Source organism: Cupriavidus sp. 22TCCZM04-2, from assembly GCF_057798895.1.
This window is the reverse complement of the sequence record NZ_JBYOJS010000001.1, coordinates 62,592-89,417: the sequence shown is the minus strand read 5'-3', so window position 1 is coordinate 89,417 and position 26,826 is coordinate 62,592. Positions and strand designations below refer to the sequence as shown.

Here is a 26,826-nt window from a genome sequence, read left to right as displayed (position 1 = left end):
GCCTACCCATGCGCTGCGCGCATGCCCGCATGCAGAGATATCGCTAACGCTCGCTGCGCCCCTTCTCCTAACATCGGCTCACCATCTGCTAGTCAGTCGAACGGTGCATCCGCCACGAACCGCGGCAGTGGTTACCGATGAGGAGACCCATGCACAACAGCGCCGCGCCCACAAGCGCCACCGCCACCTATTCGTCCGCGAGCCGCACCCAGCCCGCGCCTGTCATCGAGCCCGCCCAGCGGCGGCGCGCCATCATCGCGACGGTGATCGGCAATGGCCTGGAGTGGTTTGACTTTACCGTCTACAGCTTTTTCGCGATCATCATCGCGAAGCTGTTCTTCCCCACCGGCAATGACCTCAGCTCGCTGCTGCTGGCCGTGGCCACGTTCGGCGTGGGCTTCTTCATGCGGCCGGTCGGCGGTATTGTGCTCGGCATCTATGCCGACCGTGTCGGCCGCAAGGCCGCACTGTCGATGACTATCCTGCTGATGGCGCTTGGCACCACGCTGATCGGCCTCGCGCCGACCTACCAGCAAGTCGGGATTTTCGCGCCGCTCCTGATCGTGGTGGCGCGCCTGCTGCAGGGCTTCTCCGCCGGCGGCGAGATGGGTGGCGCCACGGCCTTCCTGACCGAATACGCGCCCGAGCGCGAGCGCGCCTACTACTCGAGCTGGATCCAGGCGAGTATCGGCGTTGCCGTGCTGCTCGGCGCAGCGGTCGGAACCTTCGTCACGCGTTCGCTGAGCCCCGAAGCGCTCAGCAGCTGGGGGTGGCGCCTGCCGTTCCTGCTCGGTATCGTGATCGGGCCCGTGGGCTACTACATCCGCCACCATCTCGACGAGACCCCGGCCTTCCGCGAAACCACGGAACGCGCCGACTCGCCGCTCAAGGAAGTGTTCCAGGCCTACCCGCGCGAAACGTTCGCCAGCTTCTCGATGGTGATCCTGTGGACGGTGTGCACCTACGTGCTGCTGTTCTACATGCCGACCTATGCCGTCAAGGTGCTGAGCGTGCCGCAGTCGGACGGCTTTATCGCCGGCATGGTGGGCGGCTGCACCATCATGCTGTTCGCGCCGCTGGTCGGCAGGCTGGCGGACCGCATCGGCCGCCGGGTGCTGCTGAGCGGCTCGGCGCTGCTGATACTGGTGCTGGCCTGGCCGATGTTCGCGTATATCAACCATGTGCCCGGCCTGCTGTCGCTGCTGGTGTTCCAGCTGGTGTTCGGCATCCTGATCGCTGCCTATACCGGCCCGATCCTGGCCGCGTTCTCCGAGCTGTTCCCCGCGCGCGTGCTGTCGACCGGCCTGTCTGTGGCCTACAACTTCGCGGTGACGATCTTCGGCGGCTTTGCGTCGTTCATCATCACCTGGCTGATCGCCACCACCGGCAGCAGCATGGCGCCGGCTATCTACGTCATGATCGCGGCCGCCATCAGCCTGGCCGGCACGCGCTTTGTCCGCGAACCCGCTTACCTGCAACAACGCTGATATGACCCAGATTCCACAGATCCTCTTTCGCGGCGGCGATGTGCTCGACCCCGGCATGGGCGAGCTGCTGCGCGGCCACGATGTCCTGGTAGAGGGCGAGCGCATCGTCGCTGTCGGCCCGGCCATCGATGCACCCAACGCCACGCGTATCGATGCACGCGGCAAGACCGTGATGCCCGGCTTGATCGACTGCCATGTGCACGTGCTGGCGTCGCTTGCGAACCTCGGCCTGAACGCGGTGCAGCCCAACGTACTGGTCGCCATCCGCGCGTTGCCGATCATGAAGGGCATGCTTGACCGCGGCTTCACCACGGTGCGCGATGCTGGCGGCGCTGATTGGGGCCTGTCGCAAGCGGTGGCCACCGGCCTCGTGCCGGGGCCGCGCATTTTCCCGTCGGGCAAGGCGTTGTCGCAGACCGGTGGCCATGGCGACTTCCGACCGCGCTCCGACGTGCTGGAGCCGTGCTCGTGCGCGTTCCGCGCCGGCGCCATTGCGCGCGTGGCCGATGGCGTGGACGCGGTGCGCCTCGCGGTGCGCGAAGAGATCCAGAAGGGCGCCACGCAGATCAAGATCATGGCGTCCGGCGGCGTGGCGTCTCCGACCGATCCGATCGGCAATACCCAGTACAGCGAAGACGAGATCCGGGCCATCGTGGCCGAGGCCGAGGCCGCGCAGACCTATGTGATGGCCCACGCGTACACCGGCCGTGCCATCACGCGCGTGGTGCGCTGCGGCGTGCGCACCATCGAGCACGGCAATCTGGTCGACCGCGCCGCCGCGGACGAAATGCGCAAGCACGGCGCCTTTGTCGTGCCGACGCTGGTGACCTATGACGCGCTGGCACGCGATGGCGCGCGCCTGGGCCTGCCCGCCGACTCGGTTGCCAAGATCGAGACCGTGCGCCAGGCGGGCCGCGACTCGCTGCGCATCTACGCCGATGCCGGCGTACAGATGGGCTACGGTTCGGACCTGCTCGGTGAAATGCACGACCATCAGGCCGAAGAATTCCGCATTCGCTCCGAACTGCTCGGCAACCTCGAGGCCATCCGTTCGGCCACCTCGATCGCCGCGGCGATCCTGCAGCGCGATGGCGAACTCGGTGCCGTGCGGGCCGGGGCGACGGCGGACCTGCTGCTCGTGGATGGCAATCCACTCGACGATATCGGCCTGATCGCCGGTCAGGGCGAACACCTCAGCGTGGTGATGCAAGCCGGGCGCATTCACCGTCGCGCGTCCTGATCCACGAAACCTAGGCCCGGTGGCCGCGCCGGGCCTGGCGTGCATTCGCTCCCGCCTTCCTCTCGCTCTCCCTCGTACTCGCGGTCTATCATGGCAGCTCCCGCGACCGGAAGCTCCCATGCGCATCTCTCCGCTACCGCCCCTGGCCAACCTGGTCGCCTTCGAAGCCGCGATGCGGCTTGGCAGCTTCACACGCGCCGCCGTGGAGCTGCATCTGACGCAAAGCGCGATCAGCCGGCAAGTCGCTCAGCTCGAAAGCTTTCTCGGACGCAAGCTGTTCATCCGCGAGCCGCGCGCGCTGCGCCTGACAGTCAGCGGCCAGCGCTATGCCGAGGTTGTGCAACGATTGCTGGTCGGCTGTGCCGAGGCCACCGAAGACGTGATGAAGGTGCGCAGTCACACGGCGCTGACCGTGGCGTGCTCCACTGGCGTGGCCGTGCTGTGGTTGACGCCGCGGCTGGCTTCGTTCCGTGCGGCACATCCCGAGATCCAGTTGCGGCTCATTGTGAATGACAGCCTGGCGTCGCTGTCCGCCGCCGAATTCGACATTGGCCTGTACTACCTGCGCGAGGGTCCGCCGCCCGGGCTGGCGGCGCGGCGACTGTACGGCGAGGATGTCTTCCCGGTGTGCGCGCCGGCCTATCTCGACGGGCGCACGCTAGCCCCGTCGGCACTGGTCAACGAGACCCTGCTGATGCTCGACGATGGCCAGCGGCAATGGATGTCGTGGCAGGCATGGTTTGCGCACCAGGGCGTGCCTGACGCGAATCCGCGTACCTTCCTGACCTCGAACCAGTATCCGATCCTGCTGCAGCTGGCGATAGAAGGGCAGGGCATCGCGCTCGGCTGGCGGCACATGATCGACGGCTGCCTGCGCGACGGCCTGCTGGTGCGTGCTTGCGAAGCGAGTGCCAGTCTTGGTGGCGGCTACTACGCGATCTGGCCGCGCGATCGCATGGAGCCCGCCGCCGCGCGTGCCTTCCGCAACTGGATGGTGCGGCAGGCGACGGCGGCGTGATACCTGGCAGCCCCGCGCGGGCTGCGGCCTGACATCAGTATCCGGCCGCCCGGTCGACCAGGTTCATCAGTTCCCGGCCATCACGCATCCTGCGCACGTTCTCCACGCACTGCCGTGCCACAAGTTCATACGACGGATCGCACGCAATATGCGGAGTCGCTTCGATGCGCGGATGGTTCCAAACCGGATCGCCAGGTTCCGGCGGTTCCTTCGAAAACACATCGAGCGCCGCGCCGGCCAGGTGGCCTTCGTCGATCAGCGCGACCAGGTCGGGTTCCACCAGGTGCTCGCCGCGACCAACGTTGATGAAGAAAGCGCCGGGCGGCAATTGCGAGAGTGTCTGCCGGTTCAGCAGGCCATGCGTTTGCGGCGTGAGCGGCAGCGTGCAAACCAGGATGTCGGTCTGCGCGAGCATCGCGGACAAGCCGGCATCGCCGGTGTAGTCGATCACATCGGGAATGCCTTTGCCGCTGCGGCTCCATCCCGCCACCGGAAAGCCGATGGCCGCGAACGTGCGCGCCACGGCGCTGCCGATCTCGCCCATGCCCAGCACGCCGACGCGGCAGCGCGAGAGGTCCGGTGCCGGGTGGCGCTTCCATTCGCCACGGCGCTGTTGCGCAGCATAGTCGCCCAGGCGACGCGCATGACGCAGGGCCATGGCCAGCACGTAATGCGCGATGCCGGTCTGCTGGCCCGGATCAACCACGCGGGTGACGGGCATGCTTGGCGGCAGGTCGGGCGCGGCCAGCAGCTTGTCGACGCCCGCCGCGGCGGCGCAGACCAGGCGCAGGTTTGGGAAGGCGGGCAGCACGCCCGGCTTCAGGCCCCAGGCCATGATGGCTTCGACTTCGTCCGCGGGTGCGTTTTCGCGGCCGTTCCAGACGGCGATGTCGGGCGCGGCTTCACGCAGCGCGGCGGTGATGGGGCCCGCCATGAATGAGGGAAGATGTACGAGGATGCCCATGTCAGTTGCGGAAGTCCGGTTGGATTCGGTCCAGGCGGCGCAGCAGGCCCGGCCATGCCAGGCCCGAGCCCTTTCCCTTGGTAGCCTGGCGCGCCTGCGCGCCCACGTCGGTGCTGACGGCTTCCGGCACCAGCGTCAGCGGCGTGCCGCCGCTCTGCGCGAGTATCTGGACGCGGCATGCGGACTCCAGCGTGTACATCGTCAGGAACGCGTCGGACACCGTGCGCCCGCAGGTCAGCAGGCCGTGGTTGCGCAGGATCATCTGCTTGCTGCCGCCAAGGTCGGCCACCAGTCTCACTTTCTCGTCCTCGCGCAGCGCCACGCCTTCGTAGTCGTGGTAGGCCAGGCCCATGCGCGCGAACATGGCCTGCTGCGAGAGCGGCAGCAGACCGGCCTGCTGCGCCGACACCGCCACGCCGTGCGGGGTGTGGGTGTGCATGACGCAGCCGATCTCTGGCCGCGCCTCGTGCACGGCGCTGTGGATGATGAAGCCGGCGGGGTTGACGTCATACGGCGTGTCCAGCACGGGGTGGCCGTGATGGTCGACCTTGACCAGGCTGGACGCCGTGATCTCGTCGAACAGCATGCCGTAGGGATTGATCAGGAACTGGTCGGGCGCGTCGGGCACGCGTGCCGAGATATGGGTGAAGATCAGGTCATCCCAGCCGAAATGCGCGACCAGGCGGTAGGCCGCCGCCAGGTCGACGCGCATCTGCCATTCCGCGTCGGAAACGCGGTCCCTGACGGAATCGACCGCATCGACGAGTTGTACTTGCGCCATGTGAAAGCCTCCGGGGGTGTGTTCTGTGTCGTGAGTGCGGTGGCATTCTGCGCCCGGGCCTGCGCGCAAGTCTGTTAAGTATTGGACAATCTCGCTTTGGCCAGCAGGGAGGGTGATGTGAAAGCCGTGGATTCCGGCAGGGCGCTGCCGCGCAGCGTGTTGGCAAGCGGCTGGCTGCGCAATGCGCCGGCGCGCGTGCTCGACGCCGTGCAGAAGGCCGCACGCCGGCAGCGGTTCGGCGACGGCGACATGATCTTCGCGCGCGGCGATCCGCCGACGTATTTCTGCATGGTGCTGGCGGGCCGCGTGCGCATGAGCCGCGTCAGCGCGAGCGGACGCGAGTCGGTCTATTCGGTGATCGGCCGCGGCCGCTGGTTCGGCGAGATCTCCCTGCTCGACGGCAAGCCGCGCACGCATGACGCTTTCGCCGTGGGCAGCACCGAGTTGCTGGTGCTGGGCCGGCGCGATTTCGACCGTATCCTGGCCGCCCATCCGGAAGGCATGCAACTGATCGTCCAGCAGATCTGCGCGCGCCTGCGCGTCGCCTTCGATCACGCCGAGCGCGCGCAGCAGGCACCCGTCGATGCGCGCATGGCGGCGCGCCTGCTTGAACTGGCCGACCGTACCGACCATGTGGTGCGGGTCTCGGCCGAGGACCTCGGCGATATGGTCAACCGCTCGCGCCAGACCGTCGCCAAGTACCTGCAGGCATGGGAGGACGCCGGCTGGATACGCCGCCATTACCGCCAAGTGGAGTTGCTTGAGCCAGCGGCGCTGCGGCGGCTCGCCACGGCGTGATTCGTGTGCGCCGCGTGGTACATTCGCCGCTGATGTAGATACCACGCTATACAAGTCCAGCGGATATCGCGCACAGTGCCGAGTGTGTCCGCGTCATGGGGAAAACCGTTGTCTCAAGCCTCCGCACAGCCGGGCCGGCCGGCCGCCGGGCTGTCCGACACGCTACCGGCGCCGCTCTACGCGCGCGTTAAGCAATTCATCAGCGGCAAGATCGCCGACGGCAGCTGGCCGCCGCATCATCGCGTGCCGTCCGAAACCGAACTGGTCGAGGACCTGGGCGTAAGCCGCATGACGGTGAACCGCGCGTTGCGCGAGCTGACGGCTGACGGATTGCTGGTGCGCATGCAGGGTGTCGGCACGTTCGTGGCCGAACCGAAGCGCAATTCCGCGCTCTACGCGGTCAACAATATCGCCGAGGAAATCGCCGCGCGCGGCCGCCGCCACCATGCCAGGGTGGTGAAGAGCAGCGAGGAACCGGCCGGCGCGGCCAGGGCCGCCGCACTCGATGTGGGCGAGGGCCAGCGCGTCTTCCACACGGTGATCGTGCACTACGAGGACGATGTGCCGATCCAGCTTGAGGACCGCTACGTCAACGCGACGGTGGCGCCCGACTACCTGGCGCAGGATTTCACCCGCCACACGCCGTACGAATACCTGTCGCGCGTGGCACCGCTGACCGAGGGCGAGCATGTGGTTGAAGCCGTGCTGGCCACGCCCGAGGAGTGCGCCCTGCTGCAGATCGATCGCGGCGAGCCATGCCTGCTGATCCGGCGCCGCACGTGGTCGTCCAATCGCGTGGTGACGGCGGTGCGGCTGCTTCATCCGGGCTCAATGCACCGGCTCGAAGGACGCTTCACGTCCTGAGGCGCCTGCTACAGGTCAAGATGAGCCTGATCTGACGTAGCGGCTGCAACACTCGACGCCCCGGCAAGCCGGGGCGTCGTCACATTCCGTCCCTCATCATGCCTAGCCTCGGGAATACCCCAATACCTCTATACTTGTATATACAAGACTATACATACCCAAGAGATGTTGATTCCCGGCGTGGCCGGGCCAGTGATTCCAAGGAGCTGCCGTGAGTGTGAACCCCCGTTTCCGCGATGTTGAGATCCGTGCCCCGCGTGGCAACAAGCTGACCGCCAAGAGCTGGCTGACCGAAGCGCCGTTGCGCATGCTGATGAACAACCTCGACCCGGAGGTCGCGGAGAACCCGAAGGAGCTGGTGGTCTACGGCGGTATTGGCCGTGCCGCGCGCAACTGGGAATGCTATGACCGTATCGTCGAGGTGCTGACCCGTCTGGAAGACGACGAGACCCTTCTGGTCCAGTCGGGCAAGCCGGTCGGCGTGTTTCGCACCCACCGCGACGCGCCGCGCGTGCTGATCGCCAACTCGAATCTGGTGCCGCACTGGGCCAACTGGGAACACTTCAACGAACTCGACGCCAGGGGCCTGGCCATGTACGGCCAGATGACCGCCGGTTCGTGGATCTATATCGGCAGCCAGGGCATCGTGCAGGGCACGTATGAAACCTTTGTCGAGGCGGGCCGCCAGCATTACGGCGGCAGCCTCAAGGGCCGCTGGGTGCTGACCGCCGGCCTGGGTGGAATGGGCGGCGCGCAGCCGCTGGCCGCCACGCTGGCCGGCGCGTGCTCGCTGAACATCGAATGCCAGCAGAGCCGCATCGATTTCCGCCTGAAAACGCGCTATGTCGACGAGCAGGCCACCGATCTCGACGACGCGCTGGCCCGCATTGACCGCTACACCTCGCAAGGCAAGTCGATTTCGATCGCGCTGTGCGCCAACGCCGCCGAAGTGCTGCCCGAACTGGTGCGCCGCGGCGTGCGCCCTGACATGGTCACCGACCAGACCAGCGCGCACGACCCGCTCAACGGCTACCTGCCGGCGGGCTGGAGCTGGGATGAGTACCGCGAGCGCGCCCAGCGCGAACCGGCCGTGGTGGTGAAGGCCGCCAAGGTTTCGATGGCCGCGCATGTGCGCGCCATGCTGGCCTTCCAGAAGATGGGCGTGCCGACCTTCGACTACGGCAACAACATCCGCCAGATGGCCCAGGAAGAGGGCGTCGAGAATGCGTTCGATTTCCCGGGCTTCGTGCCGGCCTATATCCGTCCGCTGTTCTGCCGCGGCATTGGCCCGTTCCGCTGGGCCGCGCTGTCGGGCGATCCGCAGGACATCTACAAGACCGATGCCAAGGTCAAGGAACTGATCCCCGACGATGCCCACCTGCACCGCTGGCTCGACATGGCGCGCGAGCGCATCAGCTTCCAGGGCCTGCCGGCGCGCATCTGCTGGGTCGGCCTTGGCCTGCGTGCCAAGCTGGGCCTGGCGTTCAACGAGATGGTGCGCAGCGGCGAGTTGTCGGCTCCCGTCGTGATCGGCCGCGACCACCTGGATTCGGGCTCGGTTGCCAGCCCGAACCGCGAGACCGAGTCCATGCAGGATGGGTCGGACGCTGTCTCCGACTGGCCGCTGCTCAACGCGCTGCTCAACACCGCGAGCGGTGCGACCTGGGTGAGCCTGCACCACGGCGGTGGCGTCGGCATGGGCTTCTCGCAGCATTCGGGCGTGGTGATCGTCTGCGACGGCACCGATGAAGCCGCCGCGCGCATTGCCCGCGTGCTGAACAACGACCCCGCCACCGGCGTCATGCGCCATGCCGACGCCGGCTACCAGATCGCCGTCGACTGCGCACGCGAGCAGGGCCTGGACCTGCCGATGCTGCGCGGCTGATCGCTTGACTAAGGCGACTGCCAACAAGAGCAGCATAAGCGGCCGGCTGCCCGCGCGCCGGCCGTTGCCATACCGTTCACGGAGACACCCATGTCCATCCAAAGCACCGCCGGCGCGGCGGTTGCGGCGCCACAGCCGCAACTGTCGCGCGCACGTGCCATTGCCGCGATCACCGTCGGCAATGGCCTGGAGTTCTACGATTTCGTCGTCTACAGCTTCTTCGCCACGCTGATCGGCCGGCTGTATTTCCCGGTTGAAAATCCGACGGGCCAGTTGCTGATGTCGTTCGCCACGTTTGGCGTCGGCTTCCTGATGCGCCCGCTCGGCGGCCTGCTGATCGGCATGTATGCCGACCGCGCCGGGCGCAAGCCGGCCGTCGCGCTGACGCTGTGGCTCATGGGCCTGAGTTCGCTGATCTTCGTGGTGGCGCCGTCGTACGCGCAGATCGGCATCCTGGCGCCGGTCATGGTGGTGGTGGCGCGGCTGGTGCAGGGTTTTGCCATCGGCGGCGAAATGGGCGCTTCGACCGCGCTGCTGCTCGAGTACGCCGATGACCGCACGCGAGGCTTCTATACCGCGTGGCAACCGTTCAGCCAGGGCCTGGCGGCGCTGCTGGGCGCGGTCACCGGCCTGGTGCTGAGCAACGTGCTGGCGCCGGCCGAGCTCGAAGCGTGGGGCTGGCGCCTTGCGTTCCTGATCGGCATTCTCGTGATTCCGGTCGGCCTGGTGATCCGCCGCCGCCTGGAGGAAACCGCCGAGCCCCTGCATCACGGCGAACACGCCGCGCAATGGCCGCTGCTGCGCCGGCATGCACGCGAGGTGCTCGCCAGCATCCTGCTGATGATCGGCCTGGCCTCGTCGACGTATATCGTCATCTACTACCTCAGCAACTACGCCGTGAGCGTGCTGAAGATGCCGCTGTCGCTGAGCATCTGGGCCGGCTGCATCGCGGCGCTGGTGCAGGTCGTGCTGTCGCCATTTGCTGGCTGGCTGGCCGACCGCGTCGGCCGCAAGACGGTGGTGCTGTGGTCGCGCGTGGCGCTGCTGGTAATGGTCTATCCGGCGTTCGTGCTGATCAACGCCGAGCCGTCGCTGGCACGTCTGCTGGTGGTCGTGGCCTGCCTGTCGGTGCCGATGTCGATGACCTCGCCGGCCTCGATGGTGCTGGTCAGCGAGGTGCTGCCGCAGCGCCTGCGCGCCACGGGCCTGTCGATCGCCTACTGCGTGGCGATTGCGATCTTCGGTGGCTTTGCGCAGTACTTCTCGACGCACCTGATCCAGATCACGGGTGACGCCAATGCGCCGGCGCTCTATGTGATCGGCTGCGGTCTGGTGTCGCTGATCGGGCTGGCGCTGGTGCCGGAAACGCTAGGGCGCCGCCTGAAATGAAGGCAACGGCGGCCGGTGCTCAACCGGCTGCTGGCAAACGGTGCTGTGCGAACGGCCAGGTCGGCAATTGCGTACCGTTGCAGTGCGGCTGGCCGGCGGCCGCCGCGGACGGCGCTGCCGGGCCCGTCGCGCCTGGCAGGCCGAGGAACACCGTGGAAGTCATCAGGAAGCGGTCACGCGCCTGGCGAAGAAAGTCCAGATCCATGTTCAGGCTCAAGGTCAAGGTCAAAGGTTCGGTGTCCTGTCGTGTCGGGGAGTCAATCCGGCGCCGCGACAGCTGTCGTTGGCGACGGACTGGCGGCATCATCGCCGCGCTGTGTGACACGTTGTTGAAATCCTCAAAGCCCATACTGGCTTGAGAGATCAACCGGCGCGATCGGCGCGTGCGCGCAGTGCCGCCTTGCCCACCTGTTCAGTGTGGTGGCAGAGGTGCTAAAATCTAAGTCTTTGATTCGCTTAGGCAAATGCCGTTGGAGGCATTGCCGCGCCAGGATCCGCCCCGGATCCGGCCTGTAGCAAGGCGAGATGAGTTCCAGACGCGTATCCGTTTGTGCCGGGTTCGCCTCCCGCCGCACCCCGATACCATGACGACTACGACCCTACCTGAACAGAACGCCGCCGAGCAGACGTTCGAGAGCTTTGGCCTGGACGCGCGCATCCTGCGCGCCTTGTCCGAGCAAGGCTATACCAAGCCGACGCCGATCCAGGCGCAGGCCATCCCCGTGGTGCTCCTCGGCAAGGACGTGATGGGCGCTGCCCAGACCGGCACCGGCAAGACCGCCGGCTTTGCCCTGCCGATCATCCAGCGCCTGCTGCCGATGGCCAATGCGAGCGCCTCGCCGGCGCGCCACCCGGTGCGCGCGCTGATGCTGACGCCCACGCGCGAACTGGCCGACCAGGTCTATGACAACGTCGCGCGCTATGCCAAGCACACCGACCTGCGCAGCACGGTGGTGTTCGGCGGCGTGGACATGAACCCGCAGACCGATGCGCTGCGCCGTGGCGTGGAAATCCTGGTGGCCACGCCGGGCCGCCTGCTGGACCACGTGCAGCAAAAGTCGGTGAACCTGTCGCAGGTGCAGATGCTGGTGCTGGACGAAGCCGACCGCATGCTCGACATGGGCTTCCTGCCGGACCTGCAGCGCATCATCAACCTGCTGCCGGCGCAGCGCCAGACGCTGCTGTTCTCGGCCACGTTCTCGTCCGAGATCAAGCGCCTGGCCGCGAGCTACCTCAAGCAGCCGGTCACGATCGAAGTGGCGCGCAGCAACTCCACCAATGAAAACGTGCGCCAGATGGTGTACCAGGTGGAAGACGGCCACAAGCAGGCTGCCGTGGTGCACCTGCTGCGCCAGCGCGCGGCGCAAGGCCTGTCGCGCCAATGCATCGTGTTCGTCAACAGCAAGATCGGCTGCTCGCGCCTGGCGCGCCATCTGGAACGCGAGGGCATCAACGCCGCCGCCATCCATGGCGACAAGACGCAGACCGAGCGGATGCAGACGCTTGAAGGCTTCAAGAGCGGCACCATCGACGCGCTGGTCGCCACTGACGTGGCGGCACGTGGCCTCGATATTGCCGACATGCCGTGCGTGATCAATTTCGACCTGCCGTTCAGCGCCGAAGACTATGTGCACCGCATTGGCCGAACCGGCCGCGCCGGCGCCAGCGGCGACGCGCTGTCGATCTTCGTGCCGGGCGATGAGCGCCTGCTGGTCGATATCGAGAAGCTGATCAAGCGCAGCGTCCCGCGTGGCACGCTGGAAGGTTTTGATCCCACCGGCGAGAAGGCCCGCCAGGAAGAGACCGATCGCCGTCGCCAGCGCAGCGATGTGCGCCGCGCGCGCAGCAACGGTGACGGTGAGGGCGATGACCGTCGCCGCCGCCCGGACCACGGTGGCGGCCGCAACGCGTTCCGGCCTTCGGACGACCCGTTCTTCTCGCGTCCCTACGAGCCCAGCCCGAACAGTGCCCCCGCCAAGCCGGCCGAGGAGATGATCGCGGCGGCGCTGTCGCGTGGCCGCCAGGGACCCAAGCGCCCCGTCGCGGCCCTGCTGGGCGGCGCACCGCGCAAGTCCTGATCGCGTATCGCGCACAAATCGCGCACAAGCCGCGAGGCCGGCGCTGCCTGTCAGCGCCCGGCCACGGCTGGCAGCGCCGCCAGGCGCTGCAGCCAGCCCGCGGTGGCTCGTTCGAGCCAATCCTGCACATCCCTCCCTTCGTTTCTTAGCCCGAGGTGCTCGCCTGCCGTTCGCAGTGCATCGAGCGGTGCGCTCGTGTCAATCGCCTTCGCGCCGCTCTGCTTGCTCAGCTTTTCCCCGACCGCATTGACCACCACGGGCACGTGCAGATAAGCGGGCGTCGGCAGCCCGAGCAGGTGCTGCAGGTGGATCTGGCGCGGTGTGGAATCGAGCAAATCGGCGCCGCGCACGATGTGGGTGATGCCCTGCAGGCCGTCGTCGACCACCACGGCAAGCTGATAGGCCCATAGGCCATCCGCGCGGCGCAGCACGAAGTCGCCTACCTCGGTTTCAAGGTCCTGGCATTGGCGGCCCTGCCAGCGATCATCGAAGCAAAGGGTGGCCGCCGGGCCGTCCGGCACGCGCACGCGCCACGCCCGCGGCAACTTGCCATTGAGCCCGTTGCGGCACGTACCGGGATACCCAAGCGTCTGGTGCCGCTCGCGCACATGCAGCAGCGAATCGGCGATTTCCTTGCGTGAGCAGCCGCAGGGGTAGAGCTGTCCCGCCACGTCAAGGCGATGCAATGCGTCGGCGTACAGCGCCTCGCGCCGGCTTTGCCAGACCGGCGGCTCGTCGGGCACCAGGCCGAGCCGTTCGAGCGTTTGCAGGATGTCCGTGTCTGCGCCGCGCACGCAGCGCGGATAGTCGAGGTCTTCGATCCGCACCAGCCACTGGCCGCCGTGCGCGCGCGCATCGAGCCAGGTGGCCAGCGCAGTCACCAGCGAGCCCATGTGCAGCGGGCCGGTGGGGGAGGGGGCGAAGCGGCCGCGGTAGCCGCTGGCGGGTACTGCCATGCGCGTGCCCCTGCCTTAGCCTGCCAGTTCGGGTTGCTGCAACAGCAGTGCCTGCGCCAGCCGCGGATCTTCAAGCTTGCCTGACCACCATTGCAGCGCCTTGCCGCGGTTGCTCGTGCGCCAGGCCACCTTGAAGTTGCCGGGCGCGCGCACCTCGACGGTCTCGCGGGCCTGCAGTACGCCGCTTTCGATATGCGGCTGCGCCATCGGCGCCGGCAGCCAGCCGCAGCCAAGGCCGCGGATCTGCGCTTCGAGCTTGTCGCGCATGGTTGGCACCACCAGCACGTCCTGTCCGGCCAGCACGCCGTGCGTGCGCGCAGGCAGGTTGCGCGAGGTGTCGCCCACGGCCACGATCCGGTGCCGGGCGATCTGGATGGTCGACAGCGGCCCTTCCTCGGTCGCGAGCGGGTGGTGCGCGGCCACGGCGAAAACGAACGGCATGCTGCCCAGCGGCCGGATCTGGAAGCCCTGCGTGCTGGGGGCGTCATAAGCGCCGCCGATCACCAGGTCTGCGCGGTTGCTGACCAGCGCATCCCAGGCGCCGCCGAGCACTTCCTTGGCAAAGCGCAGCCGCGTGGCGGTGTTCTCGTTGTAGAAATCCTGGATCACGGGCAGCAGCGCGCGAAAGTTGATCAGGTCGTCCACCACGATGGTCAGTGTGGCTTCCCAGCCGGTAGCCAGCCGCTTGACCCGTCGCGCCAGGTCGTCGGCCGCGTGGAGCAGGTGGCGCCCCTCATCGAGCAAGGCGCGGCCGGCGGGCGTCAGTTCGGCCCGGTGCCGGCGGCGATCGAACAGCAGCACGTCGAGGTCTTCTTCGAGCTTGCGTACCACATAGGTCAGCGCGGAAGGCACCTTGCCCATCTCATGGGCGGCGGCGGCGAAGCTGCCCTTGCGCTCGATGGCGTCCAGGACTTCAAGGGATTCGAGGGAAAGTGGCATATTCAGAAATTCTGAATGATTACTTCTAAGTGGATGCCGTTCAATATACGCCACAGCGCCTAAACTTCCTAGCATCGAAAGCAAATGCCATATCCCACGGCACTATGCCGCAAGGGAAAGGCAAGCCAGGGCCACAAGGAGGGCCATCAAAATGATTGAAATCAGAAGGTCTGAAGAGCGCGGTTACGCCGATCACGGCTGGCTGAAGTCGTATCACTCGTTCTCCTTTGCCGACTACTACGACCCGAAGCACGTCCAGTTCGGGCCGCTTCGCGTGATCAATGAAGACCGCGTTGCCCCGGGCATGGGTTTTGGCACCCATGGCCACCGCGACATGGAAATCATCAGCTACGTGCTGGAAGGCGAGCTGGCGCACAAGGACAGCATGGGCAACGGCAGCGTGATCCGCCCGGGCGACGTGCAACGCATGAGCGCCGGTACCGGCGTGCAGCATTCGGAGTACAACCATGCCGCCCATGACACCACGCATTTCCTGCAGATCTGGATCATGCCGAACCAGACCGGCATCGAGCCCGGCTACGAGGAAAAGCGCTTCGACGCGGCGGACAAGCGCGGCCGGCTGCGCCTGGTTGCCAGTTCCGATGGCGCCGAAGGTTCGGTGCTCGTGCATCAGGACGTGCGCCTGTACGCCGGGCTGTTCGATGGCGATGAGTCTGCCACGCTGGCGCTCCGGCCCGGACGCCGCGCTTACGTGTATGTGGCGCGCGGCCGGATCGTGCTCAATGGCCAGGCGCTGGAAACCGGCGACGCGGCCACGCTGGAGTCCGTGGACGCCCTGGCGCTGACGCAGGGCGAAGGCGCTGAAGTCCTGGTCTTCGACCTGCCCTGATCCCGGGAGCCAGGCCGGTGCGGCGCATGCCGCGCCGCACCGCCATCCCTAACAGCCCGCCGGCCCGCGCCTGCGGGCTGTTTGCCTTTTACCGCGGGATCGTCGTCGGGCATGTACCGCTGTGCTATCTTCTTGCTATGTATTTGCGACCGGCCCCGCACATCGCCGGCAGGTTGCCACCCCCTAGTTTCCGGCCTGGCCGACGCCCGGCCCGTCACCCGGTACCGAGATGACCTTCGTATCCGTTCTCCTGGCGCTGATCGCAGAGCAGTTCCGCGCCCTGGGCCGCAATAACCCGATCCATGAGATCGTGCGCGCGCTCGGTGACCGCGCCGAACACGCGTTCGACACCGGCCGCCCGCGCGATGCCGCGCTGGCCTGGCTCACCGTGGTGCTGCCGCTCACGCTGGGCGTGATGGTGGTGCACTACCTGCTCGCGTCGATCAGCGTCGCGCTCACGCTCGCGTGGAATGTGCTGTTGTTGTACCTGACGCTGGGCTTTCGCCAGTTCAGCCACTACTTCACTGATATCCACGAGGCGCTGAACCGCGACGACCTGCTCGCCGCGCGCGCGTTGCTGCATGAGTGGACCGGCATCGACACCATCGAGATGCCGGTGACCGAGATCGTGCGCCACACGCTTGAAGCGGCGATCGTCGCGGTGCACCGCCATGTGTTCGGCGTGTTCTTCTGGTTCCTGGTGCCGATCGGGCCGGGCGGCGTGGTGCTGTACCGGGCCGCCGAATTCCTGGGCCGCCAGTGGAACCTGCCGTCGACCGAGCGCAGCCCGGCGCTCGGTCGCTTTGCCGCGAGCGCGTTCTACCTGCTGGACTGGGTGCCGTCGCGGCTGACGGCGATCGGGTTTGCCATCGTGGGCAACTTCGAGGATGCCGTCTACGCGTGGCGCAACCACGCCCGCAAGTGGAACGATGCGGTCAACGGCATCCTGCTCGCGAGCGGTGGCGGGGCGCTCGGCGTGCGCCTGGGCACGCCGCTGCCCGAAGACGACTCCAGCGTGGTGCTGCGTACCAGCATGGCGGCAGGCCCCGCGATCGACTACGCGCCCGGCATGGAAGAAGACAACGGCCCCGAGCCCTCGGCCCCGGAATTCGGCGCGGAGCCGGGCGTCCGTACGCTGCAGTCCGCTGTGGGGCTGGTCTGGCGCGCGGTGGTGCTGTGGATGCTGCTGTTGGCGATGCTGTCCCTGGCGCTGTGGGTTGGCTGACCGGCGCACTGACTGACCTAATCACGCGGCGCGCCGCAGCGCCAGCAGGCGCCGAACTGCGGCTCATGCCATTCGTGGCAGTGGCCGCACTGCCACGGCGGCCCCGGCGGCGGTTCGGCCGCCGTCTTCAGCGCGGCCCAGGCTTGCGCTTCCATGTGATCATCGAGAATCCAGACCTGCGGCGCGCTTTCCCGGAATGGGATTTCGCCGATCGCGCCTGACAGCCACGTGTTGCGCAATTCGGCGCGGATGCCGGCGGCGCGCAACACGTTGCGGCAATGCGCCGCGTGCACGATCGAGGTGGCGGACAGCAGCAGTTTCATTGGCAGCGCACCGGCAAGGCAGGTGCAGCCACCTTACCACGGCTACCAGGGCTTCTGCTGGCTGGACTCGTGCAGCAGCTGCGTGTAGAGCTGGTGACGACGCTCCGAAATGCCGCCGTTCCCGATCGCGGCCAGCACGCCGCAGCCCGGCTCGTTGATGTGGTGGCAGTTGTAGAAGCGGCACTCGGTCAGCAGCGGCCGGAATTCCGGGAACGCGCGCTCGAGCATGCCCTCGCTCAGGTGATGCAGGCCGAATTCCTGGAAGCCCGGCGAATCGAACAGGCAACCGTCGCGGCCATCGACGTTGCCCCACTCCGGCGGCAGGTGGTACAGCCGCGTGAAGGTGGTGGTGTGCTTGCCGGAATCGAGCTTGGCCGAAATCTCGCGCGTCTGCGCCTCCACGCCCGGGATCAGCAGGTTGAGCAGCGACGACTTGCCCATGCCCGACTGGCCGATCAGGATGCTGGCGAGCCCCGCCAGGCGTGGCTTCAGCGCGGCCAGCGCATTCTCGGGATCGCCGTGTACCGACAGCTCGACCGTGTCGTAGCCCAGGTCCCGGTACAGCGCGAGCCTGCGGCGGGCCTCTTCGAGGCGGTCGGGCAGGTCGGTCTTGTTGAGCAGGATCAGCGGGCGGATTTCCATGGCTTCTGCCGAGACCAGCGCGCGTCCGAGCAGATCCTCTGAAAATCCGGGCTCGGTCGCCAGCACAACCACCACCTGGTCGATATTCGCGGCAAGAAGCTTGGACTTGAACTGGTCGGAGCGGTACAGCAAGTTCTTGCGCGGGCTGACGGCGGTGATCACGCACTGGTCGACCGCGGTACGTTCCACGCTGACATGGTCGCCCACCGCGGTGTCGCTCTTCTTGCCGCGCGGAAACGCATGCATGTGCGTGCCGTCGGCCATCTCCACGACGTAGTGGCGGCCGTGCGCGGCGATGACCAGCGCGCCTTCGGCGGCGTTGCCCTTGCCGGAATTACCGCCGGCGGTACGGTGTCGGCTGGTGCGGCTCATGCGTGCGCCAGCAGCCGGTCGATCCGCTGCGCGGCGGGCGGGTGCGAATAGTAGAACGCGCTGTAGAGCGGGTCGGGTGTCAGCGTCGAGGCATTGTCCTTGTACAGCTTGACCAGTGCCGAGACCAGGTGGCTGGCGTTGGTCTGGTCGGCGGCAAAGGTATCGGCCTCGAATTCATGGCGGCGCGACGACTGGCTGGACAACGGCCCCAGCAGGAACGTGAATACCGGCAGCGTCAGGAAGAACAGCACCAGCGCCAGCGCACTGTTGGAAACGCCCAAGTTCGGCGCCACGCCCAGTCCGGTATAGAACCATGTGCGCGTCGACAGCCAGCCCAGCAGCGCCAGGAACACCAGGCTCAGCGCGAACGTCACGGCGATGCGCTTGGCCACGTGGCGGCGCTTGAAGTGGCCGAGCTCATGGGCCAGCACCGCCTCGATCTCGTCGCCTGACAGGCGCGCGAGCAGCGTGTCGAAGAAGACGATGCGCTTGGCCGCGCCAAAGCCGGTGAAGTAGGCATTGCCATGGGCGCTACGCTTGCTGCCGTCCATCACGAACAGGCCCTTGCTGGCAAAGCCGCATTTCTGCATGAGCGCCTCGATGCGCTGGCGCAGCGATTCGTCGTTGAGCGGCTCGAACTTGTTGAACAGCGGCGCGATGAAGGTCGGGAACACCACCAGCAGCAGCAGGTTGAAGGCCATCCATACCAGCCAGGTCCAGACCCACCACAGGCTGCCGGCGCGGTCCATCAGCCAGAGCACCGCCAGCAGCAGCGGCAGGCCCAGCGTGCAGGCTACCAGCAGCATCTTGACCATGTCCGCCAGCCACAGGCCGAGCGTCATCTTGTTGAAGCCGAAGCGCTCCTCGATGCCGAACTGGCCATACAACGTGAAGGGCAGGTCCACGAGCCCGCCGATCAGCGCCACGCTGGCGACCAGCGCAATGCCGTAGGCGTAGCCAGGGCCAAACATGTCGAGCCAGAACTGGTTCAGCCACTGCAGGCCGCCCAGCATGGTAAAGCCGATCAGCACGGCAGCGCCGGCGAGTACTTCAAGCATCGACAGGCGCGTGCGCGCAATGGTGTAGTCGGCGGCCTTCTGGTGCGAAGACAGCGCGATGGTGTCGGCAAAGCGGGCCGGCACGGCGTTGCGGTGCAGGCCAACATGGCGCACCTGGCGGGCCGCCAGCCATAGCTTGGTCAGCACCATGACCACCAGCGCGGCGAGGAAGATGAGGGTGAACATCGGCAAGAGCCTTGTGAGCCAGCGGCGACCGGATGTGTGGCCGACGCTGCGCAGGTTATCCGCGTGGGGTGCCGCAGGTGCGCTGCGACGGACACGGCGGACGGATATGCGAGAATTATAAGTTGTTCGCGCGCGCGGGCCTTCCGCGGCGCTTTTCCCGTTTTTCCCTATCGCCAGACACCGCAGTCCAGATGACAAGCCAAGCCGCCACCAAATCCGTCAAGAGTGAAAACAACCTGGTCTGGTTGGACATGGAAATGACCGGCCTGTCGCCGGAAAACGACCGCATCATCGAAGTCGCGGTGGTGATCACCGATTCCGAACTCAACATCCTTGCCGAGGGCCCGGTGCTCGTGATCCACCAGTCCGACGCCGTGCTCGACGGCATGGACAACTGGAACAAGGGCACCCATGGCCGCTCGGGCCTGATCGACAAGGTCAAGGCCTCGACCCTGACCGAGGAGCAGGCGGAAGCCGAGCTGCTGGCCTTCCTCAAGCGCTGGGTGCCGGCCAGCAAGTCGCCGATGTGCGGCAACTCGATCTGCCAGGACCGCCGCTTCATGGCGCGCTACATGCCAAAGCTGGAGGCGTTCTTCCACTACCGCAACCTGGACGTGTCGACGCTCAAGGAACTGTGCAAGCGCTGGGAGCCGGCGATCCACAAGGGCTTCATCAAGCGCCAGCTGCATACGGCGCTGGCTGACATCCTCGAATCCGTCGAGGAGCTGCGCTATTACCGAACCCACTTCATCCGCCATACGCCTGCCGGGGCTGCAGCGCCCGCCACGCCGGATGACGGCACCGCCGCGCAATAAACAAGAATCGGCGGACCGGCCAGCGCCGGTCACGCCGCCCGCCTGCTCCTGCAGGCAGCCTTGGATCCGCTCTGCCTGTTCTCCATGTTCGCCCGCATCGTCTCCATCATCACACCGGTCATCCTGATCATCCTGGTGGGGTGGCTGTATGGACGCAAGGCGCACCCTGACATGGCGGGCATCAACCGCGCGACGCTGGACGTAATCGCGCCGCTGCTGGTGGTGTCGGCCTTCGTCAGCAAGGAATTCGTGCTGGCCGACCAGCTCGTGCTGCTGGCGTGCGCGATCGCGGTGGTGATTGGCTCGGGCGTGCTTGCGTGGATCGTGGCGCGCGCGCTGCGGGTCGATCCGCGCACCTTCGTGCCGCCGATGATGTTCAACAACTGCGGCAACATGGGGCTGCCGCTGTCGGTCTTTGCCTTCGGCCCGGCGGGCCTGGCGCCCGCGGTGGCGTTGTTCGCGGCATCGAACCTGATGCATTTCACGATCGGCATGAAGATCGTGAATCGTCATGCTTCGATTGCGCAGATCGCGCGCAATCCGATGGTGCTGGCTACCGTGGCGGGCGTGGGGCTGTCGCTGGCAAAGCCGTGGTTCGTGTTGCCGGAACCGGTCTACCAGTCGATCAAGCTGCTCGGCGATGCCACCGTCCCGCTGATGCTGTTCGCGCTCGGCGTGCGCATGAAGGACGTGAGCCTGCGCAACTGGGGCATGGGGATCGTGGGGGCCGCGGCCTGTCCGCTCACGGGCATCGCCGTGGCGCTGTTGCTGACAAACTGGGTGCCGCTGACCGAACTGCAGCGCGGTCTGCTCTTTGTCTTCGCCGCGCTGCCGCCGGCGGTGCTGAATTTCCTTGTCGCCGACCACTTCCGGCAGGAGCCGGACCAGGTCGCGTCGATCGTGATGCTCGGCAATATTGCCGCCGTGCTGTTCGTGCCCGTGGGGCTGTACCTGGGGCTGCGCTGAGCCCCCGGCACGGCTGCCACGATGCCGCTCAGGCGGCGGTCTTGCTGCGGATCGCGTTCTTGGGCCGCCAGGCCTTGACCACGTTCTCGTCGGTTTCCATGTAGGGACCGCCGATCAGGTCGATGCAATATGGCACGGCCGCAAAGATGCCTTGGACGACCGGCTTGCCGGCATCGTCGCGCAGGCCTTCGAGGGTTTCGCGGATGGCGCGCGGCTGGCCCGGCAGGTTGATGATCAACGCCGCGCGGCTGGCCGTTTCACGGATCACCGCCACCTGGCGCGACAGGATTGCGGTCGGCACGAAATGCAGGCTGACCTGGCGCATCTGTTCGCCGAAGCCGGGCATCTCCTTGGTGGCAACTGCCAGCGTGGCTTCGGGCGTGACATCGCGGCGCGCCGGGCCGGTGCCGCCCGTGGTCAGGACCAGGTCGCAACCGGCTACGTCCACCAGATCGATCAGCGTGCGCGAGATCTGCGCCTGCTCGTCGGGGATCAGCCGCTCGACGCCTTGCCAGGGGGAAATCAGCGTGCGGCCCAGCCATTCGCGCAGCGCCGGGATGCCTTCGTCCTGGTAGGTGCCGGCCGACGCGCGGTCGGAGATCGAGACGAAACCCACCACCAGTTCGTCGGGATGGTTGCGGGCGATCGGTTGCGTGGTCTGCGTCATGCGTCGGGCTCCGGGGTAGGGGGTTGCTCGCTTGCCGCTGCCGCGCTGTCCTTCGCCTCCAGCGCCGTCTTGATGGCCTGGAACAGCTCGCGGAAGTAGCGCGGCGGCTTGGACTGTTCCTTTTCCCTGCGTGCGCTGCGGATAATGTTGCGCAGCGTCTGCACGTCGATGCCGGGGTGCTCGGCCAGGAAACGGGTGAGCGCGGCGTCGTCGGCCAGCAGCAGTTCGCGCCAGCGTTCGATCAGGTGCATGCGCGCGGTCTCGGCCTTGCTGGTGCCCTTGAAGCCTTCGAGGGCGGCGCGGATGGCCTGCACTTCGTCGTCTTCCAGCCCGCGCATGACCTTGCCCACGAACTGCATCTGGCGCCGCTTGCCTTCGTGGCTCGTGGTGCGCCGGGCTTCGTGGATGGCGTCGGCCAGTGCTTCAGGCATCGGCACGCGCGCCAGGCGGTCCTTGGCCAGGGCTTCGAGTTCGGCGCCGATGGCCTGCAAGGCGGTCATGTCGCGCTTCTTCTGCGACTTGCTTTTGGGCTCGTCCATCTCGGGTTCCGGCGCAAAGGCGCCGGGAAAGCGGGAGCCGGGGGAGTTACGGGAATTTCGCGTCATGGGCGGCATTTTATCTTGCTATGATTCCCGCTTGCACTTTTGATGACACCGCCCAGCATGGACACCATCGCCGAACAGACCGCGCATTTCACCTATACCCAGGCCCAGCTCAGCGAGATGGCGGCTGATGTGCTGCGTGTAGCACGCGAGCTCGGCGCGACCGATGCCGCGACCGAGATCTCCGAGGGCAGCGGCCTGTCGGTGTCGGTGCGCAAGGGGCAGGTGGAGACCATCGAGCAGAATCGCGACAAGGTGGTCGGCGTGACGGTCCTGATCGGCAAGCGCCGGGGCAATGCCAGCACGTCGGACTTCTCGCCGGCAGCGCTGCGCGCCACGGCCGAGGCGGCCTACAACATCGCCCGCTTCACTGCCGAAGACGACTGCGCCGGCCTGGCCGAGGAAGAACTGCTCGAACGCGAGCCGCGCGACCTGGACCTGTTCCACCCCTGGACCATCGACGCCGAAGGCGCCATCGACATCGCGCGCCGCTCCGAGGCAGCGGCGCTGGCGGTGTCGCCGCGCATCAAGAACAGCGATGGCGCGAGCGTATCGGCGCAGCATTCGCAGTTCGTGCTGGCCACCTCGCGCGGCTTCACGGGCGGCTATCCGTATTCGCGCCACTTCATTTCCTGCGCGCCGATCGCCGGCTCGGGCAGCGGCATGCAGCGCGACGACTGGTACTCGTCCAAGCGTTCGCCGCTGGCGCTGGCCGCGCCGGAAGACATCGGCCGCTACGCCGCCGAGCGCGCGCTGGCGCGCCTCAACGCGCGCAAGCTGTCGACGCGCCGCTGCCCCGTGCTGTTCGAGGCTCCGCTTGCCGCCGGCCTGCTCGGCGCCTTCGTGCAGGCGGTCTCGGGTGGCGCGCTGTATCGCAAGTCGACCTTCCTGCATGACACGTTGGGCAAGGCGGTATTCGCCCCGCATATCCAGATCCACGAGCGGCCGCACGTGCCGGGCGCCATGGGCAGCGCGCCGTTCGACGAAGAGGGCGTGCGCACGCGCGAGCGCGATGTCGTGCGCGACGGCGTGGTCGAGGGTTATTTCCTCTCGACCTACTCGGCGCGCAAGCTCGGCATGCAGACCACCGGCAACGCCGGCGGCTCGCATAACCTGACGCTCACCAGCAGCCTTGCCACGGCCAGCGACGATTTCCGCGGCATGCTGAAAAAGCTCGGCACCGGCCTGCTGGTGACGGAGCTGATGGGGCAGGGCGTCAATTACGTGACCGGCGACTACTCGCGCGGCGCCTCGGGCTACTGGGTCGAGAACGGCGAGATCCAGTATCCGGTCGAGGAGATCACCATCGCCGGCAACATGGCCGAGATGTTCCGCCAGATCGTGGCCATCGGCTCGGATTCGCTGGTGCGCGGCACCAAGGAGACAGGTTCGATCCTGATCGAACAGATGACGATCGCCGGCAACTGACGGCACGCAGCCCCAGAACAAAAAAGACCGCCCGAAGAACGGGCGGTCTTTTTTTGCACCCGGCGTACCGCAGCCGGGCCCTGCATGGGACGGATAGCGCGAACTGGCGCCGGCTTCTCCGATCCTTTCCTCCGCTCCGGTCGCGTGGCTCAGTGCTGCAGCGCCGCGACCACGCCCCCCACATTGTTGATCGTGTTCATGACGCTCTTCATGTCGACGTCAGTCCGGGTCGAGGCATCGACTTGCGTGACCGGCGCCACGATGGTGTTCGGGCTTGCGAACATGACGCCGCCGCCGGTAATGGCATTGACGCCGCTGTTCAGGAACAGGCTGCCGCCGCGGACGGCGCCCATCCTGGCACGGTCGAGGTCTTGTTCGAGCGGGAGGTTCTGGATGGTCAGGGACATGATGGACTCCTTGGGTATGGCTGGGTGGTTGGCTGGTAGAGCACGTTTGCTGCGCTCGGGGATATATACGCACAGGGTGTGCCAGAGCCCGCCAATGCCGTTGCCAGCTATTTCAAGTCCATGAAAGGAAAGAGGAAATTGGATTTCTTGGCTTGGCTGCCGCCTCGGCCAGCCATGAGGTTGAGTTGGTGGCTCGCCAACATCTCCCCAGTCGGTGTTCGCGCATGGGCAACACATCGGTATCCACGAAAAAAAGCAGGTGCCTATCGCACCTGCTTTCATCCTGCCTGGCTGTGGGACTGGCTACTCTTCGCCCGAAGGCGGCCGGTCGTACGTCACAAAGGCGTAGTCGAAGTCATTCGCTTCCGAATGATGGATCTCGCGCGATGTCTCGATCCACTGCGCCCGGTCGATGGCGGGAAAGAACGCATCGCCTTCGACATCGGCATCGATCTCGGTCACTACGAGCCGGTCCGCGCTGGGCATAGCCTCGGCATACAGCTGCGCACCACCGATCAGGAACACTTGCTCCGCACCGATGCACAGCAACTGCGCCGCTTCGAGCGAGCCCGCCACCTCCGCGCCTTCCAGTTTCAGCGCGGTATTGCGGCTCACCACGATATTGCGGCGCCCCGGCAGCGGCCGGCCGATCGAATCCCAGGTCTTGCGGCCCATGATGATCGGCGCGCCCAGGGTAGTGCGCTTGAAATGCGCCAGGTCTTCCGGCAAGCGCCACGGCAGCGTGTTGTTGCGGCCGATGGTGCCGTTGCGGGCGCGGGCGACGACAAGGGTCAGCAGCGTCATACGGCCACCGGTGCCTTGATGGCGGGATGCGACTGGTAGCCGACGAGCTCGAAGTCTTCATAGCGGTAGTCGAAGATGCTGTCCGGCTTGCGCGCGATCTTCAGCGTCGGCAGCGGTAGCGGCTCGCGCGCAAGCTGCGTCTGCACCTGCTCGAAGTGGTTGCTGTAGATATGGCAGTCGCCGCCGGTCCAGATGAAGTCGCCGACTTCCAGCCCGGTCTGCTGCGCCATCATGTGCGTCAGCAGCGCGTAGCTGGCGATATTGAACGGCACGCCGAGGAAGATGTCGGCGCTGCGCTGGTAAAGCTGGCACGACAGTTGCCCGTCGGCCACATAGAACTGGAAGAACGCGTGGCACGGCGGCAGCTTCATGCGCGGGATGTCGGCCACGTTCCAGGCCGACACGATCAGCCGGCGCGAATCCGGGTTGGCGCGGATCTGGTTCAGCAGGTCGGTGATCTGGTCGATGTGGCGGCCATCGGGCGTGGGCCACGAGCGCCACTGCGAGCCGTAGACGGGGCCCAGTTCGCCGTTCTCGTCGGCCCATTCATCCCAGATCGAAACGCCGTTCTCCTGCAGCCAGCGCACGTTGGTCGAGCCCTGCAGGAACCACAGCAATTCCAGGATGATCGACTTCAGGTGCAGCTTCTTGGTGGTGACCACCGGGAAGCCTTCGCGCAGGTCGAAGCGCATCTGGTGGCCGAACACCGAGCGCGTGCCGGTGCCGGTGCGGTCGGCCTTTTCGGTGCCATGCTCGTACACATGGCGCATGAAGTCGAGATACTGTTTCATCGGCGCGGGGCGGGGAGAAGTGACGCGGGCGCGGGCCCGCAAACCATGCATTTTAAAGCAAGAAGGGCCACCCCTTCGGGCGGCCCTTCCGGCGGTGGCCAGGGCACCTGCCCTGGCTTGGCCGCAAGCCTTAGTGGCTGCTGGCCGGCTGCTGCGCCTCGTGTTGCCCGCGGCGCTTCTGCACCAGGTAGCCGGCACCCAGCACGCCGCCGATGATCAGCACGTACAGGCCCCAGTTGATGACCGGGTTGGCTTCGAAGAAGGCCTTGACCATGGGCTCGTGCACGATCATCTTCACGGCCGTGAAGGCCAGCACGCCGGCGCCGATGTAGATGATGGCCGGGAAGCGCGACATCAGCTTGAGCACCAGGCTCGAACCCCACACCACGATGGGAATGCTGATCAGCAGGCCCAGCACCACCAGCAGGAAGCTGCCGTGCGCGGCGCCGGCCACGGCCAGCACGTTGTCAACGCCCATGACGGCGTCGGCGATGATGATGGTCTTCATCGCGCCCCAGAGGGTCGAAGCGCCTGAGCCATGCTCGTCGCCATCGCCTTCGTCGGACAGCAGTTTGTAGGCGATCCACACCAGTGCGAGACCGCCGATCAGCAGCAGGCCCGGGATCTTGAGCAGCCACACCACGCCGATCGTCATGGCCGAACGCACCACCACGGCACCGACGGTACCCCAGACAATGGCCTTCTTTTGCAGATTCGGCGGCAGGTTGCGCGCCGCCAGGGCAATCACGATGGCATTGTCGCCGGCCAGCACCAGGTCAATGACGACGATGGACAGCAGCGCCGTCAGGAACTGCATCGTGAACAGATCGGTAAACCACTCCATGAACTCTCCTCAAGTACGAATCGCCGCAAACGCGCGTTTGGTTCGCCTGGAGTCATGGAGTAAGAGGGGGGACCGGGGTCACCTTTGCAAACCATGATTCCAGGTTGCAAAGGTCTTGCTCGACGCCCGGCGCGGTCTGCGCACCAGTGTCAGCACAACCGGAGACGTCAGTCTCGGAATGACGATTGTGCTAAGGGCATGGCCCCGGAGCTACTCCCCTTTGAAGGGGCGCGGACAGCGTGCATCCGCGCTGGGCGCGATTATAAACGAATTGTTGCGTCATAGCGGCATTGGGGAAGATACGAAGTACGGAGGCGCGTCACAGGTTCCGCCTGCCGCACACAGACAGCGCGAATATTGTGCGATGCAACAAGCGCAATCGCCGTGCGGCACCTATGCTTGAAGATCGGTTTTCGGCCGATGCGTCCCGGACAGCACAGCGGCGCG

Annotated in this window: 27 protein-coding genes; 13 read left to right on the top strand and 14 right to left on the bottom strand. The window is 66.5% G+C overall.

The window, feature by feature from the left end:
• Window positions 1-149 precede the first annotated feature (149 nt).
• From AC3FKG_RS00395 to AC3FKG_RS00385, 3 genes are all read left to right on the top strand, one after another.
• On the top strand, window positions 150-1,487 hold the full coding sequence (locus tag AC3FKG_RS00395) for an MFS transporter (RefSeq protein ID WP_483708781.1): 1,338 nt from the start codon (window positions 150-152) through the stop codon (window positions 1,485-1,487).
• Between the two features lies 1 nt (window position 1,488).
• Entirely contained in the window at window positions 1,489-2,727 is a 1,239-nt protein-coding gene (locus AC3FKG_RS00390) for a metal-dependent hydrolase family protein (RefSeq protein WP_488742141.1), read from the top strand.
• 118 nt (window positions 2,728-2,845) lie between these two features.
• Window positions 2,846-3,745, top strand: a complete 900-nt coding sequence (locus AC3FKG_RS00385) for a LysR substrate-binding domain-containing protein (RefSeq protein ID WP_483708779.1) — start codon at window positions 2,846-2,848, stop codon at window positions 3,743-3,745.
• Window positions 3,746-3,779: 34 nt separating this feature from the next.
• Here the strand turns inward: AC3FKG_RS00385 and AC3FKG_RS00380 are convergent, their stop codons facing one another.
• Both AC3FKG_RS00380 and AC3FKG_RS00375 read right to left on the bottom strand, forming a co-directional pair.
• Window positions 3,780-4,709, bottom strand: coding sequence for a 2-hydroxyacid dehydrogenase (locus AC3FKG_RS00380; protein WP_483708778.1), 930 nt, complete (start codon window positions 4,707-4,709; stop codon window positions 3,780-3,782).
• Between the two features lies 1 nt (window position 4,710).
• A complete protein-coding gene (locus AC3FKG_RS00375) occupies window positions 4,711-5,490 on the bottom strand; it encodes a class II aldolase/adducin family protein (protein ID WP_483708777.1) in 780 nt (259 codons plus the stop codon).
• Window positions 5,491-5,607: 117 nt separating this feature from the next.
• On the opposite strand from AC3FKG_RS00375, the gene AC3FKG_RS00370 reads away from it, so the two are divergent.
• The 4 genes from AC3FKG_RS00370 (at window position 5,608) to AC3FKG_RS00355 (ending at window position 10,426) form a co-directional block, all read left to right on the top strand.
• Entirely contained in the window at window positions 5,608-6,288 is a 681-nt protein-coding gene (locus AC3FKG_RS00370) for a Crp/Fnr family transcriptional regulator (protein WP_483708776.1), read from the top strand.
• A gap of 108 nt (window positions 6,289-6,396) precedes the next feature.
• Window positions 6,397-7,152 carry a histidine utilization transcriptional repressor HutC gene (gene hutC / locus AC3FKG_RS00365; protein ID WP_483708775.1) on the top strand — a complete coding sequence of 252 codons (756 nt, stop codon included), beginning with the start codon at window positions 6,397-6,399 and terminating at the stop codon, window positions 7,150-7,152.
• A gap of 211 nt (window positions 7,153-7,363) precedes the next feature.
• Window positions 7,364-9,037, top strand: a complete 1,674-nt coding sequence (gene hutU / locus AC3FKG_RS00360; protein ID WP_483708774.1) for a urocanate hydratase — start codon at window positions 7,364-7,366, stop codon at window positions 9,035-9,037.
• Between the two features lie 90 nt (window positions 9,038-9,127).
• On the top strand, window positions 9,128-10,426 hold the full coding sequence (locus AC3FKG_RS00355; protein ID WP_488742140.1) for an MFS transporter: 1,299 nt from the start codon (window positions 9,128-9,130) through the stop codon (window positions 10,424-10,426).
• 19 nt (window positions 10,427-10,445) lie between these two features.
• Here AC3FKG_RS00355 and AC3FKG_RS00350 read toward each other — a convergent pair whose 3' ends face one another.
• Window positions 10,446-10,655 carry a hypothetical protein gene (locus AC3FKG_RS00350; RefSeq protein ID WP_488742139.1) on the bottom strand — a complete coding sequence of 70 codons (210 nt, stop codon included), beginning with the start codon at window positions 10,653-10,655 and terminating at the stop codon, window positions 10,446-10,448.
• A 355-nt stretch (window positions 10,656-11,010) separates the two neighbouring features.
• Between AC3FKG_RS00350 and AC3FKG_RS00345 the strand changes: the two genes are divergently transcribed.
• A complete protein-coding gene (locus tag AC3FKG_RS00345) occupies window positions 11,011-12,504 on the top strand; it encodes a DEAD/DEAH box helicase (protein WP_483708771.1) in 1,494 nt (497 codons plus the stop codon).
• Window positions 12,505-12,554: 50 nt separating this feature from the next.
• Here the strand turns inward: AC3FKG_RS00345 and gluQRS are convergent, their stop codons facing one another.
• Entirely contained in the window at window positions 12,555-13,460 is a 906-nt protein-coding gene (gene gluQRS / locus AC3FKG_RS00340) for a tRNA glutamyl-Q(34) synthetase GluQRS (protein ID WP_488742138.1), read from the bottom strand.
• Window positions 13,461-13,475: 15 nt separating this feature from the next.
• Window positions 13,476-14,399 carry a LysR family transcriptional regulator gene (locus AC3FKG_RS00335; RefSeq protein ID WP_483708769.1) on the bottom strand — a complete coding sequence of 308 codons (924 nt, stop codon included), beginning with the start codon at window positions 14,397-14,399 and terminating at the stop codon, window positions 13,476-13,478.
• Window positions 14,400-14,550: 151 nt separating this feature from the next.
• Here AC3FKG_RS00335 and AC3FKG_RS00330 point away from each other — a divergent pair, with 151 nt between their 5' ends.
• Complete coding sequence (locus AC3FKG_RS00330; RefSeq protein WP_488742137.1) at window positions 14,551-15,249, top strand: pirin family protein; 699 nt, start codon at window positions 14,551-14,553, stop codon at window positions 15,247-15,249.
• A gap of 229 nt (window positions 15,250-15,478) precedes the next feature.
• Window positions 15,479-16,474, top strand: coding sequence for a CobD/CbiB family protein (locus AC3FKG_RS00325; RefSeq protein ID WP_483708767.1), 996 nt, complete (start codon window positions 15,479-15,481; stop codon window positions 16,472-16,474).
• A gap of 17 nt (window positions 16,475-16,491) precedes the next feature.
• On the opposite strand, the gene AC3FKG_RS00320 is transcribed toward AC3FKG_RS00325, so the two are convergent.
• The 3 genes from AC3FKG_RS00320 to AC3FKG_RS00310 are packed head-to-tail and all read right to left on the bottom strand — an operon-like array spanning window position 16,492 to window position 19,055.
• A complete protein-coding gene (locus AC3FKG_RS00320; protein ID WP_488742136.1) occupies window positions 16,492-16,797 on the bottom strand; it encodes a putative signal transducing protein in 306 nt (101 codons plus the stop codon).
• A gap of 42 nt (window positions 16,798-16,839) precedes the next feature.
• Window positions 16,840-17,811 carry a ribosome small subunit-dependent GTPase A gene (gene rsgA, locus AC3FKG_RS00315; protein ID WP_488742135.1) on the bottom strand — a complete coding sequence of 324 codons (972 nt, stop codon included), beginning with the start codon at window positions 17,809-17,811 and terminating at the stop codon, window positions 16,840-16,842.
• The gene (locus AC3FKG_RS00310; protein ID WP_488742134.1) at window positions 17,808-19,055 is read right to left on the bottom strand and encodes a M48 family metallopeptidase; all 1,248 of its coding nucleotides are present in this window, start codon (window positions 19,053-19,055) and stop codon (window positions 17,808-17,810) included. The genes rsgA and AC3FKG_RS00310 overlap by 4 nt, the downstream gene beginning before the upstream one ends.
• A 191-nt stretch (window positions 19,056-19,246) precedes the next feature.
• Between AC3FKG_RS00310 and orn the strand changes: the two genes are divergently transcribed.
• Both orn and AC3FKG_RS00300 read left to right on the top strand, forming a co-directional pair.
• Window positions 19,247-19,870, top strand: coding sequence for an oligoribonuclease (gene orn, locus AC3FKG_RS00305; RefSeq protein ID WP_483708763.1), 624 nt, complete (start codon window positions 19,247-19,249; stop codon window positions 19,868-19,870).
• An 84-nt stretch (window positions 19,871-19,954) separates the two neighbouring features.
• Window positions 19,955-20,836, top strand: coding sequence for an AEC family transporter (locus AC3FKG_RS00300; protein ID WP_483711521.1), 882 nt, complete (start codon window positions 19,955-19,957; stop codon window positions 20,834-20,836).
• Window positions 20,837-20,864: 28 nt separating this feature from the next.
• Here AC3FKG_RS00300 and mog read toward each other — a convergent pair whose 3' ends face one another.
• On the bottom strand, window positions 20,865-21,503 hold the full coding sequence (gene mog, locus AC3FKG_RS00295) for a molybdopterin adenylyltransferase (protein ID WP_488742133.1): 639 nt from the start codon (window positions 21,501-21,503) through the stop codon (window positions 20,865-20,867).
• Window positions 21,500-22,108, bottom strand: a complete 609-nt coding sequence (gene yjgA, locus AC3FKG_RS00290) for a ribosome biogenesis factor YjgA (protein ID WP_488742132.1) — start codon at window positions 22,106-22,108, stop codon at window positions 21,500-21,502. The genes mog and yjgA overlap by 4 nt, the downstream gene beginning before the upstream one ends.
• A gap of 57 nt (window positions 22,109-22,165) precedes the next feature.
• On the opposite strand from yjgA, the gene pmbA reads away from it, so the two are divergent.
• A complete protein-coding gene (gene pmbA, locus AC3FKG_RS00285; RefSeq protein WP_483708760.1) occupies window positions 22,166-23,533 on the top strand; it encodes a metalloprotease PmbA in 1,368 nt (455 codons plus the stop codon).
• Between the two features lie 149 nt (window positions 23,534-23,682).
• Here the strand turns inward: pmbA and AC3FKG_RS00280 are convergent, their stop codons facing one another.
• From AC3FKG_RS00280 to AC3FKG_RS00265, 4 genes are all read right to left on the bottom strand, one after another.
• Window positions 23,683-23,940 (bottom strand): hypothetical protein, encoded by a 258-nt coding sequence (locus tag AC3FKG_RS00280; protein WP_488742131.1) that lies wholly within the window; start codon window positions 23,938-23,940, stop codon window positions 23,683-23,685.
• Between the two features lie 303 nt (window positions 23,941-24,243).
• Window positions 24,244-24,744: a dihydrofolate reductase gene (locus tag AC3FKG_RS00275; RefSeq protein ID WP_483708758.1), complete on the bottom strand. Its 501-nt coding sequence runs from the start codon at window positions 24,742-24,744 to the stop codon at window positions 24,244-24,246.
• Window positions 24,741-25,535: a thymidylate synthase gene (locus AC3FKG_RS00270; protein WP_483708757.1), complete on the bottom strand. Its 795-nt coding sequence runs from the start codon at window positions 25,533-25,535 to the stop codon at window positions 24,741-24,743. Before AC3FKG_RS00270 ends, AC3FKG_RS00275 begins: the two co-directional genes overlap by 4 nt.
• A 130-nt stretch (window positions 25,536-25,665) precedes the next feature.
• The gene (locus tag AC3FKG_RS00265) at window positions 25,666-26,379 is read right to left on the bottom strand and encodes a TerC family protein (RefSeq protein ID WP_483708756.1); all 714 of its coding nucleotides are present in this window, start codon (window positions 26,377-26,379) and stop codon (window positions 25,666-25,668) included.
• Window positions 26,380-26,826 lie beyond the last annotated feature (447 nt).

Coding starts and splice junctions, on each gene's coding strand:
- rsgA (WP_488742135.1), bottom strand. CDS start 17,811: ATGAGCCGCACCAGCCGACACCGTACCGCCGGCGGTAATTCCGGCAAG.
- AC3FKG_RS00325 (WP_483708767.1), top strand. CDS start 15,479: ATGACCTTCGTATCCGTTCTCCTGGCGCTGATCGCAGAGCAGTTCCGC.
- AC3FKG_RS00335 (WP_483708769.1), bottom strand. CDS start 14,399: ATGCCACTTTCCCTCGAATCCCTTGAAGTCCTGGACGCCATCGAGCGC.
- AC3FKG_RS00280 (WP_488742131.1), bottom strand. CDS start 23,940: ATGTCCCTGACCATCCAGAACCTCCCGCTCGAACAAGACCTCGACCGT.
- AC3FKG_RS00320 (WP_488742136.1), bottom strand. CDS start 16,797: ATGAAACTGCTGCTGTCCGCCACCTCGATCGTGCACGCGGCGCATTGC.
- yjgA (WP_488742132.1), bottom strand. CDS start 22,108: ATGACGCGAAATTCCCGTAACTCCCCCGGCTCCCGCTTTCCCGGCGCC.
- AC3FKG_RS00345 (WP_483708771.1), top strand. CDS start 11,011: ATGACGACTACGACCCTACCTGAACAGAACGCCGCCGAGCAGACGTTC.
- AC3FKG_RS00300 (WP_483711521.1), top strand. CDS start 19,955: ATGTTCGCCCGCATCGTCTCCATCATCACACCGGTCATCCTGATCATC.
- AC3FKG_RS00270 (WP_483708757.1), bottom strand. CDS start 25,535: ATGAAACAGTATCTCGACTTCATGCGCCATGTGTACGAGCATGGCACC.
- AC3FKG_RS00330 (WP_488742137.1), top strand. CDS start 14,551: ATGATTGAAATCAGAAGGTCTGAAGAGCGCGGTTACGCCGATCACGGC.
- AC3FKG_RS00385 (WP_483708779.1), top strand. CDS start 2,846: ATGCGCATCTCTCCGCTACCGCCCCTGGCCAACCTGGTCGCCTTCGAA.
- AC3FKG_RS00390 (WP_488742141.1), top strand. CDS start 1,489: ATGACCCAGATTCCACAGATCCTCTTTCGCGGCGGCGATGTGCTCGAC.
- AC3FKG_RS00375 (WP_483708777.1), bottom strand. CDS start 5,490: ATGGCGCAAGTACAACTCGTCGATGCGGTCGATTCCGTCAGGGACCGC.
- mog (WP_488742133.1), bottom strand. CDS start 21,503: ATGACGCAGACCACGCAACCGATCGCCCGCAACCATCCCGACGAACTG.
- AC3FKG_RS00310 (WP_488742134.1), bottom strand. CDS start 19,055: ATGTTCACCCTCATCTTCCTCGCCGCGCTGGTGGTCATGGTGCTGACC.
- pmbA (WP_483708760.1), top strand. CDS start 22,166: ATGGACACCATCGCCGAACAGACCGCGCATTTCACCTATACCCAGGCC.
- orn (WP_483708763.1), top strand. CDS start 19,247: ATGACAAGCCAAGCCGCCACCAAATCCGTCAAGAGTGAAAACAACCTG.
- AC3FKG_RS00395 (WP_483708781.1), top strand. CDS start 150: ATGCACAACAGCGCCGCGCCCACAAGCGCCACCGCCACCTATTCGTCC.
- AC3FKG_RS00275 (WP_483708758.1), bottom strand. CDS start 24,744: ATGACGCTGCTGACCCTTGTCGTCGCCCGCGCCCGCAACGGCACCATC.
- gluQRS (WP_488742138.1), bottom strand. CDS start 13,460: ATGGCAGTACCCGCCAGCGGCTACCGCGGCCGCTTCGCCCCCTCCCCC.
- AC3FKG_RS00265 (WP_483708756.1), bottom strand. CDS start 26,379: ATGGAGTGGTTTACCGATCTGTTCACGATGCAGTTCCTGACGGCGCTG.
- AC3FKG_RS00355 (WP_488742140.1), top strand. CDS start 9,128: ATGTCCATCCAAAGCACCGCCGGCGCGGCGGTTGCGGCGCCACAGCCG.
- AC3FKG_RS00380 (WP_483708778.1), bottom strand. CDS start 4,709: ATGGGCATCCTCGTACATCTTCCCTCATTCATGGCGGGCCCCATCACC.